The sequence below is a fragment of the Massilia sp. TSP1-1-2 genome (assembly GCF_049896185.1).
GTDB lineage: Bacteria > Pseudomonadota > Gammaproteobacteria > Burkholderiales > Burkholderiaceae_D > Telluria_A.
The window spans coordinates 49994-62296 of sequence record NZ_JAFCTU010000005.1 but is presented as its reverse complement, the minus strand read 5'-3'; the positions used below and the strand labels follow the sequence as shown (position 1 = coordinate 62296).

The window sequence follows — 12303 nt, the reverse complement described above, 5'->3', positions numbered from 1 at the left end:
CTCCTGTTTTATTTTTTGGGAAAAGCAAGATCTGGCAAATCACGCCACTCAGGTGGGACATCGGGGAGCACGAATTGGTTGCAATCATGGCCCACCGGCGTGTATTTTTTTTGGCACTGATAATGGATCACAATGCGCTCCACGATCTTTTTAATGTCCGGAATAAAGTCCGGATTCGACTTCAGGTCGCGCGTGGCCAGGGTGAAGCGGGAAAAATCCACGTACAAGCTTGAATCGGTAATTTGCGGCGGCAATTTACCGGGGTGCATCGTCATGATGACGGGGATGGTCAGGTGGCTCGGCATCGGGTACCACTGGCCGCGCTCCTGCTCGATCATTTGCATGGCCAGGTACTCGCGCCGGGTATAGCCATGCGCTTCGTACTTGGGGGTGTAAATTAAAATCATGGCGGCGCTTTCGCACATGGCGCGCGCAATCTTGCGGTCAAGATCGTCGCCGCCGCCGAGCTGTTCGGTGTCGATGAACAACTCGTCCTCGTTGTCAAAATGCGGTTCCAGGTAGCAGCGGATGGCGTCCGCCAAGGCCGCCTTGAACTTGTTCATCAGTCCATAACGGGCGTGCGCATAACTGAAGAAACAGCCATAACGGATTGCCATTTCGTACTCCCTTTGCAAAATGCTCACTGGCGCGCTCGCATCTTCGACTTTAACAAGCTCGTCATTTATGGCCTTGCGCTGGCACAAACCGACCCGGCCGGCCGGGTTTGCCGCCGGGTGGAAAAATCAGGCATAATCAAAAATCAAACGGTCGTACTATTTTAAAAAATTCATCTTCTGGAGACGCCAATGAAAGCCGTGGTTTGCAATGCATGGGGATTGCCCGACACCCTGGTGGTGCAAGAGTTGCCCGATCCTGTGCCCGGCCCTGGCCAGGTCGCGCTCGACGTGATGGCCGCCGGTGTGAATTTTCCCGACGTGCTGATTATTCAAGGGGAATACCAGTTCAAGCCCGAGCTGCCCTTCACGCCGGGCAGCGAGCTGTCCGGCGTGGTGCGCGCCGTGGGCGAAGGCGTCGAGCAGCTCAAGGTGGGCGACAAGGTGATCGCGTTTACCGCCCAGGGCGCGTTTGCCCAGCAGATCGTGGTGAACGCCCAAGCCTGCATGCCGATGCCCCCGGGAATGGACTTCGACACCGCCGCCGCCATCACCCTCACCTACGGCACCTCGCACCACGCGGTGGTGGACCGCGCGGCCCTCAAGGCGGGCGAAACCATGCTGGTGCTGGGCGCGGCCGGCGGCGTGGGTCTGGCGGCGATCGAGATCGGCAAGGCGCTCGGCGCGCGCGTGATTGCCGCCGCGTCCAGCGACGAGAAACTGGCGGTGTGCCGCGAGCATGGGGCCGACGCCACCATCAATTACACCACCGAGGATTTGCGCGAAGCGATCAAGACCGCCACCGGCGGCAAGGGGCCGGACGTGATCTATGATCCGGTGGGCGGCATTTACGCCGAACCGGCATTTCGCTCGATCGGCTGGCGCGGGCGCTACCTGGTGGTGGGGTTTGCCAATGGCGACATTCCCAAGCTGCCGCTGAACCTGACGCTGCTCAAGGGCGCGTCCTTGATGGGCGTGTTCTGGGGCGAGTTTGCCAAGCGCGAGCCGAAGGCGAACCTGGCGGCGATGCGCGAACTGATGGGGTGGCTTGCGGCTGGAAAGATCAAGCCGCGCATTTCGGGGCGCTATGCGCTGGCCGACACGGCGGCAGCGTTAAATGACATGGCCGCGCGCAAAGTGACGGGCAAGGTGGTTATCCAGCCCGGGAAGTGACGCGTTTACTCCAAGCATGGCGGCAGGGGCAGACGCTACCTCAGCGACATCGTCCTCCAAACGCGAGGATGATGTGGCCGCAGGTGAGATTTTGCGGGGCAGATGGGAGAGCAGAGCCGGCTATTTCGCGCCGCCCTGCGTGGCAATCCACGCGTCGATCTTGGTTTCCAGCAAGTCCAGCGGCAGGCTGCCCTCGGCCAGCACGGCGTCGTGAAACTTGGCCAGGCTGAATTTGGCGCCCAGCTTGGCCGCCGCGCGCTGGCGCAGTTCCATGATCTTGAGCGCCCCAATCTTGTACCCCAGCGCCTGCCCCGGCCAGGCCATGTAGCGCTCGGTCGCATTGCGCGCATCGTCCTCGGTGTCGCCCGCTTCATCGACCAGATAGCGAATGGTCTGCTCGCGCGTCCAGCCCTTGGCGTGCAAGCCGGTATCGACCACCAGGCGCGCCGCGCGCCGCAATTCCATACTGAGAAAGCCGGCATAGGCATTCGGCTCGTCATACAGGCCCATCTCGCGGCCCAGCGTTTCGGCGTACAAGCCCCAGCCTTCGGCGTAGGCATTGATGCTCGCCACCTTGCGAAACGTCGGCACCGCCAATTCTTGCTGCTTCGATAGCTGGAAGTGGTGGCCCGGCAGGCTTTCATGCAGGAACAAGGCCGTCATCTTGGTGCTGCCATACTGGGCCGGGTCGGGAATCACCGCCCAGAAAATGCCAGGTCGCGCGCCATCCATTGCCGCCATGGTGTAGTGATCGGACGCGCTCTCGCGCGACAGGGCCGGCTCGGGCCGGATTTCGAGCGGGGCCTTGGGCAGCGTGGCGAACAGCTGCCCCAGCTTGGGCTCGATACGCGCGCGCAGGTCGCGGTAAGCTTGCAGTACTTGCTCATCGGTCTTGAAGGGCCGGTAGCGCGGCTGGCTGGCCATCCAGCGCGGCAACGCGCCAGGCGCGCCCGTGTAGCCAACCTTGGGCGCCAGCCGGGCCAGTTCGGCCGTGATGCGCGCCACTTCGGCGACGCCGATACGGTGGATTTCATCGGGTCCGAGCGTGGTCGTGGTGTGGGCCGCCACGTAGGCGCCATACCATTGCGCGCCACCGGGCAGCGCGCCCCAGCCGGCGCTACTGCGCGCTGCCGGCAGGTAGTCGTGTTCCAGAAACCTGGCCAGCTTGCGCAGCGACGGCAGCACCTGGCCGGAAACGGTATTGAGAAAAACGCCCTTCAGGCCGGCTTTCTCACCGGCGTCAAAGGTGTCGGGCAGGCGGCGCGCCGCGTTGAAGTCGCTGGCGGCCGGCGTGGCGCCGGCGAGCGCCTTGATCTGCGCGAGCATGGGCAGCACCAGCGCGCGCGGCAGCACGATATTTTCCTGCATCCCTTCGCGCATGTTGGCAATGGCCGTGTCGATCCACTGCGGCAGCGCGGCGATGCGCTTGTGGTAAGCCTGGTACTGCGCCACGCTCGTCAAGGGCTGCGAACCTTCGCCACCGCCAAGGTTCGCCAGCATCACCGGCAGGCTGTCCATCTGGCTCATCGGCAGCAGATGATCCTTGAACGGCTCGAAGCGCAGCGCTTCATTGACCGTGAAAGCGAGCATGTCGAAGCTCGTCATGTCTTGCGCCGACAGCTTGCTGCGGTCGATCCGCATGAGCTGATCGCGCACATCGTGCAGCAGCGCGTACTGGCGCGCACGCACGCCGGCGTCGATCGTCATCGGCAGCTGGTCGTCGAAGCGGTTGTCGCCCGAGAAGGTGGCGTTGAGCGGCTCGAAGCGCGCCATCTCGTCGTAGTAGCGCACGGCCAGCGCGGCCAGGCGCTGGGCCGCCGTGGGCTGCGCCTTGACGGCAACTACTTCGGCGCCGGATGCGGCTTGGGAAACCGCAGCGGCGAAGGCGCCGCCGAGCGCCACCGCCAGCACCAATTTGTTCAACACTGCCATGATCAATCCTCTGCCGTGGTTTCCGGTTTGAAAAACGCGAGCACGTCCGCTTCCAGGCGGGTGCGTTTGAACGAGGGCAGGCTTTGCCAGACCCGCTTGCCGTACGACTTGGTGATCAGGCGCGGGTCGCAAATCATCAGCACGCCGCGGTCGGTCTCGTCGCGGATCAGGCGCCCGGCGCCCTGCTTCAGGTTGATGATGGTTTCGGGCAGGGTGTGGTGCATGAAGCCGTTCATGCCCTGCTTTTCCATTACCTCGATGCGTGCGGCGAGCACCGGGTCGTCGGGCGGCGCGAACGGCAGCTTGTCGATGATGACGAGCGAGAGCGCGTCGCCGCGCACGTCCACGCCTTCCCAAAAACTCTGGCTGCCCACCAGCACGGCGTTGCCCGCCCTGCGGAACGAGTCGAGCAGCTCGGTGCGCCCGCGCTCGCCTTGTACGAACAAGGGATAATCAAGCCCCCGCTTGGAAAATTCATCGCGCAGTCGCTCGGCCACATGCTTGACCGCGCGGATCGTGGTGCACAGGAAAAAAGTGCGCCCGCCGGCAGCTTCAATGCACGGCAGCGCCGCGTCGACCACGGCGTCGGTGTAGCCGAAGGCGTTCGGGTCCGGCAGGCCGGTGGGCACGTACAGCAAACCCTGCTCTTCATAGTTGAACGGACTTGGCCAGGTCTGCGCCGGCTCGCCGGCCAGCCCCATCTGGTTGGAAAAATGCTTGAAGTCGTTTTTGACCGCCAGCGTGGCCGAGGTAAAGATCCAGCTGCGCGGCGTGCCTTCGCGCTGGTTGGTGAAGATGGGCGCGATCGACAGCGGCGTCTTGTGCAAATGCAGCGACGACGAAAACGCTTCCACCCACAGCACGGCCTCGTCGTTCTCGACCAGCTTGCCCTTGCCGCTCTGCTTCCAGCCGTCCAGGCTGGCGGCCAGTTCCACCGCCCGTACCCGCACCTGCTCGATGGTTTCGGCGCGCGCCGCGTTTTCTTCGAGCACGTCGATCATCTCGGCCAGCTTGTCCTTAAGCGTTTGCAGGGCCGGAAAAAAATCCGATGACGGCATGATCTGGGCCAGCGACAAGCGCATGATGTCTTGCGGGAAGGTCAAGCGCAGGTCGCGCGCCGCTTTCTCGAGCACGGTGACGACCTTGGCCCAGTCCGGCCCGCCGCGCGCATGCGCCAAGCCTTCGGCCAGCACGTCGCGGCACAATTCCAGGATCTGCGAAGTCGACACGGTCTGGCCGAAGAACAGCGTGGCGGTGTCGGGCAACTGGTGCGCTTCGTCGAAAATGATGGTGTTGGCCGACGGCAGCAGCTCGGCCACACCGGTATCCTTGAGCGCCACGTCGGCAAAAAACAGGTGGTGGTTGACGACCACGACGTCGGCCTGCTGCGCTTCGCGGCGCGCCTTCATGACGAAGCAATCCTGGTAGTACTGGCACTCGGTGCCCATGCAGGTGTCGCGCGTGGACGTGACCAGGTTCCAGATCAGCGCGTTTTCGGGCACCTTGGACAGCTCGGCCTTGTCGCCCGAATTGGTCATCTTGATAAAGCGCGAAATTTCACGCAGGTTGCCCACGTCTTCGCGCGAGGTCATGCGGCCGTTTTGCAGCGTGCGTTCCAGATGGTAATGGCACACGTAGTTGGAGCGGCCCTTGAGCAGCGCCACCGACACCGGGGCCTTGAGCGCCGCGCGCACGGTCGGTATGTCGCGCAGAAACAACTGATCCTGCAAATTCTTGGTGCCGGTCGAGACGATGGTCTTGCCGCCCCACAGCAGTGCCGGTACCAGGTAGGCGAAGGTCTTGCCGGTGCCGGTGCCCGCTTCGGCGATCAGGGTTTTCTGGTCGGCGATGGCTTGGGCGATGGCTTTTGCCATTTCGGTTTGCGAGCGGCGCGGCGTAAAGCTGCCCACGGCAGGCGCGAGCGGGCCGCCGGCGCTGAACAGGCGGTCGATGTCGGCATCGTATTTGCCGGCCGGCGGCGCCGGCAAGGCGGCATCGGCAGCGGCATCGGGGGCGTCAGGCAGGGGCGGCGCGCCCGGCGCAGGAGTAGGATCGGTCAAGGTGGCGTTTGTAGTGAAGCGAAGACGAGTCAGGCCGGAACATCCGGCACCAATTGCATTTTCAACAAGGTGATATGGTCTTTCAGCTGCAGCTTGCGCTTTTTGAGGCGGCGCAGTTGCAACTGGTCGTGGTGCCCGTCGAGAATCAGCATGTCTATGACAGCATCCAGGTCGCGATGTTCCACGTCGAGTTCGATCAGGCGGCGCTGGATTTCTTGGACATCTGTCATGGTAAGGTATTCCGTACGGTTTTATTTCGATGACGGCATGGATGCGGAGCCGGAAGCGCATTACAATTTGTGACAAAAAGTGTGCACGGGAAAATGATTTCCGCTTGCAACATTTAGTCTGCCCGGTGCATAGTTTAATATACGGCGACGTTGCAGCCAATATAGATTGAACTCCAGTCCACAAAGCAACATGGTAACGCAGCCAGGACACATCTTACGGATATGAACCAATACAAGTTAGAAGCCGGCACCGCCCAGCACATTGGCGGACGCCCACAGCAGAACGACCGCACCGCCCTGTTCACCGGCGCGCGCGCGCCCGGCTACGTGCTGGCCGTGCTCTCGGACGGCGTGCTGGGCGGATCGGCAGCCTCCGAACAGGTATTGCACACTGCCAAACAGTTGTTTGACGAATTCAAGCCGGGCGACGCGCCCACCCTTGAACGGCTGGCCGAGCTGCTGCGCCAGATCGTGCACGAAACGCACTTGATCATCAAGATGAATGCGTTTACCACCAAGGTCGAGTCGCATTGCAGTTTCGTGGGTTTGATCATCACGCCGGACGGGCGCGCCGTGTGGGCGCATGTGGGCGATTCGCGGCTGTACCGTTTCGTCAAGGGCCAGTGCCTGGTACGCACCAACGACGCCGACTATATCGACTACCTGGTCAGCAGCGAAAAGCTGCCGGCCGATGCAGCCAAGAACCACCGCCACTCCAAATTGCTGGTCAATGTGCTGGGCAACAGCCGCAAGGAACCCTTCGCGACGATTGGTTTTCATGAACACATCGTCGCCGGCGACACGTTCTTGCTGTGCAGCGACGGTTTGTGGCATTTTTTCACCGATACCGAACTGGGCGCGGTCACCACCAAGACCACGCCGCGGCAGGCGTCGGAAATGTTGATCAACAAGGCTACCGAGCGGGCCCAGGGCAAGGGCGACAATTGCACAATGGCGATCGTCAAGTTCGTCAAGCCGCCCAAGGAAGTGAAAAACTACACTGTCCAAAAGCTGGGGCGCGCAGTCTGAGTGAATTCCCGCGTGCGAGCCTGTCGCACAAGGGGCAACAGCACATCAGAGCCACATCGTCCTCGCAAAGGCGGGGACCCATGGAACGGTTCAACTGAGCGAGCGTTCCATGGGTCCCCGCGTGCGCGAGGACGATGATGTTGGGGGTTCCGGTTACGCCATAGCGCGATTTTCGTGCAGCCGGGGAATCGCGTACATTGCATTGATTCTTTTTTGCCGCGTTCTATTTCGCCGCAGCTGCCGCTTTCGCCGCCTTCTCTGCAAGCTTCGCCTCAATCTCCCGCTTGCGCTGCTCCGCCTTTAACCGCCGCTCCTCGAATGCCCTCGCGTTCGCCGCGCGCTGCGGCGCTTCGGCCTGTTGCTGCGCGACGCGCTCGGCCTGCTTTGCCGCATGCTCGGCGCTGCGGTCCTTGAGCATCGCCCTGGGCGCCGGCGCCGTCCGCTCGGGAGCAACGCGGGGCGCGCTCGCCGGCTGGGCCGCCATGCGCGCTTCGCCCTGCTCGAACTCCTTGACCGACTGCGCCACATCGCGGTCGCGCTGATCGACCGCAGCCTGGCGCTTGTAGCGCTCGGCCTCGACTTCAATTGCCCTCAGCACCGCCAGCCGGCTGCGGCGCTTTTCCTTGACCGCATCGAGGCAATTATTCACAAAAAACTTGGCATAGCACAGCTGCTCGCTGGCCGCGAACACCGACTCCGCGGCGGCGCGCTCGCGCGCCACCTCGTCGAGCCGGCGCGATGCCTGCGCCACCGACGCCGAAGGCGCTACCAGCGGTGCGACGGCAGGGGGCAACAGTGCCGTGGTGCAGGCGCCAAGGCTGGCCAAGGCGGCAAGCAGCGCCAGGCGCCGGATAAATGCGGTGATCATGACAGTGTCCTCTTGCTTGTCTGCTGGTCAGGCCAGCGCCTCGGCCGCGCCCCGGCGCTCCGCGTCCATATACTCGCGCGACTGCATTTCAATGATACGCGAGACGGTCCGGTGAAACTCGTTCGACAGCGTACCTTCGGTGTACAGCGCTTCCGGCGGCACCTGGGCCGACATCAGGAGCTTGACCTTGTGGTCGTAGAACACGTCGATCAGCCACGTAAAGCGGCGCGCCTCGGACGACTGCGCAGCCGACATCGCCGGTATCGCCGAGAGCACCACCGTGTGGAAGCGGCTCGCAATTTCCAGGTAATCGTTTTGCGAGCGCGGGCCACCGCACAGCGTGGCGAAGTCAAACCAGATGATGCCGCCGGCGCGGCGCAGGCAGCGGATTTCGCGCCCTTCGATTTTCAAGAGCGGATTTTCGTCATGAATCTCGGCGATTTTCGCGTACGCCGCGCGCAGGGCCGCATCGGCGGCAGCGCCAAGCGGCGTGTAGTAGCTGTCGACCTGTTCCAGCGCGCGCTTGCGGTAGTCGATGCCGGCGTCGACATTCATCACGTCGAGCTTTTCCTTGAGCAGCGCGATGGTCGGCAGCATGCGGTCGCGGTGCAGCCCTTCCGGGTACAGCAGGTCCGGATCGTAGTTGGACGTCATGATGAACGAGACGCCATGGCTGAACAGCGCCGAGAGCAGGTTGTACAGGATCATGGCGTCGGCGATGTCGGAGACGTGAAACTCGTCAAAGCAGATCAGGCGGTATTTCTTGGCGATGTTCTTGGCTACATCGTCGAGCGGATCGGCCACGCCTTTCATATGGTCGAGCTGGCGGTGGACGTCGCGCATGAATTCGTGGAAGTGCACGCGTGTTTTGCGCACCAGCGGTACCACGGAGTAAAAGCTGTCCATCAAAAACGACTTGCCGCGCCCGACGCCGCCCCACAGGTAGACCCCGCGCGGCACGTCCGGGCGGTTGATCAGGCGCTTGAAGGTGGACGAACGCTGCGCGCGGAAATGGACCCACTCTTCATACGCGCGCTGCAGGCGGTCGACGGCGCGCTGCTGCGCTTCGTCGGATGTGAAACCGCGTTCGGAAAGCGCGTGTTGATAGAACTCTTGGACGTTCATTTGCTTGCTGGCTCGGTTGGCTCAAAAACTTCGTCCTCGCGCACGCGGGGACCCTGGGGACGGTTGCTCAGACCAACCGTTCCTTGGGTCCCCGCCTGCGCGAGGACGATGTAATTGCTATTGTAGTGCTAAGTATTTCGCTTAGAAATTGAGCGAACGCTTGTCGATCGCCAGCGCCGCTTCCTTGGTCGCTTCCGACAACGATGGGTGTGCGTGGCAGATGCGTGCGATATCTTCAGCCGAGGCGCGGAACTCCATCGCCACTACCGCTTCCGAAATCAGCTCGGAAGCCATTGGCCCGATGATGTGCACGCCCAAAATTTCGTCGGTCGTCGCATCGGCCAAAAACTTGACCATGCCGGACGTATCGCCCAGCGCCCGCGCGCGCCCGTTCGCCATGAACGGGAAGGTGCCCGACTTGTACGACACGCTGGACGCCTTCAACTGCTGCTCGGTCTGGCCAACCCACGCGATTTCCGGCGAGGTGTAGATCACCCACGGAATGGTATTGAAATTGGTGTGGCCATGCTGGCCGGCGATACGCTCGGCCACGGCAACGCCCTCTTCCTCGGCCTTGTGCGCCAGCATCGGGCCGCGCACCACGTCGCCCACCGCCCACACGTTCGCCAGGCTGGTCTTGCAGTCGTCGTCGACGGCGATAAAGCCGCGCTCATCCAGCTTGAGCCCGACGGCTTCGGCGTTCAGGCCATTGGTGTTGGGCGTGCGCCCGATCGAGATGATCAGCTTGTCGAAAACGGCTTTGACGGCTTCGCCCTTGGCGTCCGTGTATTCCACGGTAACGTCCTTCTTGCCGGGCGTGACCTTGCCGATCTTGACGCCCAGGTTGATGCCCAGGCCCTGCTTGGTGAACAGCTTGAACGCTTCCTTGGCGATCTGCTCGTCGACCGCGCCCAGGAACGTAGGCAGCCCTTCGAGCACCGTCACTTCCGCCCCCAGGCGGCGCCATACACTGCCCATTTCCAGGCCGATGACGCCGGCGCCGATCACGCCCAGCTTTGCCGGCACGCCTTCGATCGTCAGCGCGCCGGTGTTCGACAGGATCAGTTTTTCGTCAAACGGAGCGCCCGGCAATTCGCGCGCGTTCGAGCCGGTGGCCACGATCACGTGCTTGGTCTGCAGCGTGTCGGTCGTAGGACCGCTAGCGTTGATGGTATAGCCGCCTTCCACTGCCGCGCCGAAAGCGCCGCGACCATGGAAAAACGCGACCTTGTTCTTTTTAAGCAGGAACAGGATACCGTCGTTGTTCTGTTTGACGACCACGTCCTTGCGCTTCAACATTTGCGGCAGGTTCAGCGACAAGCCGGCCACGTCGATGCCGTGGTCCTTGAACGCATGGCCGGCATGCTCAAAATGTTCGGACGACTGCAGCAGCGCCTTCGATGGAATGCAACCGACGTTGGTGCAGGTGCCGCCCGGTGCCGGACCGCCCTTGGCGTTGGCCCATTCGTCGATGCAGGCAACCGAAAAGCCCAGCTGCGCTGCGCGAATGGCGGCGATATAACCGCCCGGACCGGCGCCGATGACAACGACGTCGAATTGTTTTGGAGTGCTCATGAACGTATTCCTTTTATTCTTCTGGTACGAATATCCACATCAGCAGATAGATAAAGATGCCGAAACCGGCAAAGATGACGCACAGCGCGAATACCAGGCGCCAGACCCAGGACTCGACGCCCGAGACGCGCGCCAGGCCACCGCACACGCCGCCAAGCGTGCGGTCGCTGCGCGAACGGCGCAGGCGCGCTATTTCGCTGACGAAGTCGTCGCCCGCCGATGGCTTGGCCAGGTTGACCTGGGAGGCCAGTACTTTGGCCTTGGCCTGTTCGTATTCGGCTGCGCTGAGCGCGCCGGCCTGGTGCAGATCGTGCAAACGCTTGATTTCATCCGAGATATTCATGGTGCCACCTCATTCACATAAATCAGCAAGGGCACGCCGCAGGCAGCGCGCCTCCCGGTTACAGATCCAGCAGCAGACGCGCCGGGTCTTCCAGCGTTTCCTTCATCGCCACCAGGCCGAGGACCGCTTCGCGCCCGTCGATGATGCGGTGGTCGTACGACATCGCCAGGTAGTTCATCGGACGCACCACGACCAGGCCGTTTTCGACCACGGCGCGGTCCTTGGTCGCGTGCACGCCCAGGATGGCCGACTGCGGCGGGTTAATGATCGGCGTCGAAAGCATGGAGCCGAAAGTGCCGCCGTTCGAGATCGAGAACGTGCCGCCGGTCAGGTCTTCCAGCGTCAGCTTGCCTTCCTTGGCCTTGTTGCCGAATTCACCGATCTTCTTTTCGATTTCGGCGATCGACATCTGGTCGGCATTGCGCAAGATAGGCACCACCAGGCCGCGCGGCGAACCAACCGCGATACCGATGTCGAAGTAGCCGTGGTAAACAATGTCGTTGCCGTCGACCGAGGCATTGATGATCGGGTACTTCTTGAGCGCGGCGACGGCGGCCTTGACGAAGAACGACATGAAACCCAGCTTGACGCCGTGCTCTTTCTCGAACTTGTCCTTGTACTTGTTGCGCAGGTCGATCACCGGCTGCATGTTCACTTCATTGAACGTGGTCAGAATCGCGTTGGTCGACTGCGACATTACCAGGCGCTCGGCAATGCGGGCGCGCAGGCGGCTCATCGGCACGCGCTCTTCCGGACGCTCGCCAAAGTTGATCGCTGGGGCGGCCACCTGCTGCAGCGCAGGCTTGGCGGCGGCCGGGGCCAGTGGCGCCGGCGCTGCAGGCTTCACGCCAGCCGCCACTGCGCCCAGCACGTCGCCCTTGGTCACGCGGCCGTCTTTGCCGGTGCCGGTCACGTTCGACGTCGTCATGGTGTTGTCGGCCAGGATTTTGGCGGCGGCAGGCATGGCGATATCGCCCTTGGTCCCTGCGGCCGGGGCTGCAGCGGCAGCGGCGGGCGCTTCCACCTGCACCGGCGCGCTCGACACTTCCAGCGGGCTGACCTTGGCGGTGCCTTCGGTGTCGATGATGGCGATCACTTCGCCGGCCATGACGGTGCTGCCGTCGGTCTTGAGGATCTGGATGATCACGCCGGCGTTTGGCGCCGGCAGTTCCAGGACCACCTTGTCGGTTTCGATGTCGATCAGGTTTTCGTCGCGCGCGACCGGCTCGCCGACTTTTTTATGCCATGAAAGCAGGGTCGCTTCAGCGACCGACTCAGACAACACTGGGACCTTGACTTCGATTTGTGCCATGTAAAACTCCGTATCTTGTTATTAGCGGCGCCCCGCTCCTGG

11 protein-coding genes are annotated in these 12303 nt (G+C 62.6%); 2 read left to right on the top strand and 9 right to left on the bottom strand.

What is annotated here, in order from left to right; all coding sequences use genetic code 11:
* Nucleotides 1-8 precede the first annotated feature (8 nt).
* Entirely contained in the window at nucleotides 9-617 is a 609-nt protein-coding gene (locus tag ACP7BV_RS05825; protein WP_426102458.1) for a toll/interleukin-1 receptor domain-containing protein, read from the bottom strand.
* A gap of 189 nt (nucleotides 618-806) precedes the next feature.
* Here ACP7BV_RS05825 and ACP7BV_RS05820 point away from each other — a divergent pair, with 189 nt between their 5' ends.
* Nucleotides 807-1787, top strand: a complete 981-nt coding sequence (locus ACP7BV_RS05820) for an NADPH:quinone oxidoreductase family protein (RefSeq protein WP_426102456.1) — start codon at nucleotides 807-809, stop codon at nucleotides 1785-1787.
* A 120-nt stretch (nucleotides 1788-1907) separates the two neighbouring features.
* Here the strand turns inward: ACP7BV_RS05820 and ACP7BV_RS05815 are convergent, their stop codons facing one another.
* The 3 genes from ACP7BV_RS05815 to ACP7BV_RS05805 all read right to left on the bottom strand — a co-directional run bounded on the left by ACP7BV_RS05815 (nucleotide 1908) and on the right by ACP7BV_RS05805 (nucleotide 6009).
* Entirely contained in the window at nucleotides 1908-3719 is a 1812-nt protein-coding gene (locus ACP7BV_RS05815; protein WP_426102454.1) for a DUF885 domain-containing protein, read from the bottom strand.
* 2 nt (nucleotides 3720-3721) lie between these two features.
* The gene (locus tag ACP7BV_RS05810) at nucleotides 3722-5743 is read right to left on the bottom strand and encodes an ATP-dependent DNA helicase (RefSeq protein WP_426102848.1); all 2022 of its coding nucleotides are present in this window, start codon (nucleotides 5741-5743) and stop codon (nucleotides 3722-3724) included.
* A gap of 65 nt (nucleotides 5744-5808) precedes the next feature.
* Nucleotides 5809-6009 carry a YdcH family protein gene (locus ACP7BV_RS05805; protein ID WP_073212909.1) on the bottom strand — a complete coding sequence of 67 codons (201 nt, stop codon included), beginning with the start codon at nucleotides 6007-6009 and terminating at the stop codon, nucleotides 5809-5811.
* Nucleotides 6010-6231: 222 nt separating this feature from the next.
* On the opposite strand from ACP7BV_RS05805, the gene ACP7BV_RS05800 reads away from it, so the two are divergent.
* A complete protein-coding gene (locus ACP7BV_RS05800; RefSeq protein WP_426102452.1) occupies nucleotides 6232-7038 on the top strand; it encodes a PP2C family protein-serine/threonine phosphatase in 807 nt (268 codons plus the stop codon).
* A 223-nt stretch (nucleotides 7039-7261) separates the two neighbouring features.
* On the opposite strand, the gene ACP7BV_RS05795 is transcribed toward ACP7BV_RS05800, so the two are convergent.
* The 5 genes from ACP7BV_RS05795 to odhB form a co-directional block, all read right to left on the bottom strand.
* On the bottom strand, nucleotides 7262-7906 hold the full coding sequence (locus tag ACP7BV_RS05795) for a hypothetical protein (protein ID WP_426102450.1): 645 nt from the start codon (nucleotides 7904-7906) through the stop codon (nucleotides 7262-7264).
* Nucleotides 7907-7933: 27 nt separating this feature from the next.
* Nucleotides 7934-9031 carry a cell division protein ZapE gene (gene zapE / locus ACP7BV_RS05790; protein ID WP_426102448.1) on the bottom strand — a complete coding sequence of 366 codons (1098 nt, stop codon included), beginning with the start codon at nucleotides 9029-9031 and terminating at the stop codon, nucleotides 7934-7936.
* 141 nt (nucleotides 9032-9172) lie between these two features.
* Nucleotides 9173-10606, bottom strand: a complete 1434-nt coding sequence (gene lpdA / locus ACP7BV_RS05785) for a dihydrolipoyl dehydrogenase (RefSeq protein ID WP_426102446.1) — start codon at nucleotides 10604-10606, stop codon at nucleotides 9173-9175.
* 13 nt (nucleotides 10607-10619) lie between these two features.
* Nucleotides 10620-10949: a PspC domain-containing protein gene (locus ACP7BV_RS05780; RefSeq protein ID WP_426102444.1), complete on the bottom strand. Its 330-nt coding sequence runs from the start codon at nucleotides 10947-10949 to the stop codon at nucleotides 10620-10622.
* 58 nt (nucleotides 10950-11007) lie between these two features.
* Nucleotides 11008-12261 carry a 2-oxoglutarate dehydrogenase complex dihydrolipoyllysine-residue succinyltransferase gene (odhB, locus tag ACP7BV_RS05775; protein ID WP_426102442.1) on the bottom strand — a complete coding sequence of 418 codons (1254 nt, stop codon included), beginning with the start codon at nucleotides 12259-12261 and terminating at the stop codon, nucleotides 11008-11010.
* Nucleotides 12262-12303: the final 42 nt, after the last annotated feature.

What these genes read in the sequence shown, in the direction of transcription:
- ACP7BV_RS05780 (WP_426102444.1), bottom strand. Translation starts at nt 10,949, where the DNA reads ATGAATATCTCGGATGAAATCAAGCGTTTGCACGATCTGCACCAGGCC.
- odhB (WP_426102442.1), bottom strand. Translation starts at nt 12,261, where the DNA reads ATGGCACAAATCGAAGTCAAGGTCCCAGTGTTGTCTGAGTCGGTCGCT.
- ACP7BV_RS05825 (WP_426102458.1), bottom strand. Translation starts at nt 617, where the DNA reads ATGGCAATCCGTTATGGCTGTTTCTTCAGTTATGCGCACGCCCGTTAT.
- lpdA (WP_426102446.1), bottom strand. Translation starts at nt 10,606, where the DNA reads ATGAGCACTCCAAAACAATTCGACGTCGTTGTCATCGGCGCCGGTCCG.
- ACP7BV_RS05815 (WP_426102454.1), bottom strand. Translation starts at nt 3,719, where the DNA reads ATGGCAGTGTTGAACAAATTGGTGCTGGCGGTGGCGCTCGGCGGCGCC.
- ACP7BV_RS05795 (WP_426102450.1), bottom strand. Translation starts at nt 7,906, where the DNA reads ATGATCACCGCATTTATCCGGCGCCTGGCGCTGCTTGCCGCCTTGGCC.
- ACP7BV_RS05800 (WP_426102452.1), top strand. Translation starts at nt 6,232, where the DNA reads ATGAACCAATACAAGTTAGAAGCCGGCACCGCCCAGCACATTGGCGGA.
- ACP7BV_RS05820 (WP_426102456.1), top strand. Translation starts at nt 807, where the DNA reads ATGAAAGCCGTGGTTTGCAATGCATGGGGATTGCCCGACACCCTGGTG.
- ACP7BV_RS05805 (WP_073212909.1), bottom strand. Translation starts at nt 6,009, where the DNA reads ATGACAGATGTCCAAGAAATCCAGCGCCGCCTGATCGAACTCGACGTG.
- zapE (WP_426102448.1), bottom strand. Translation starts at nt 9,031, where the DNA reads ATGAACGTCCAAGAGTTCTATCAACACGCGCTTTCCGAACGCGGTTTC.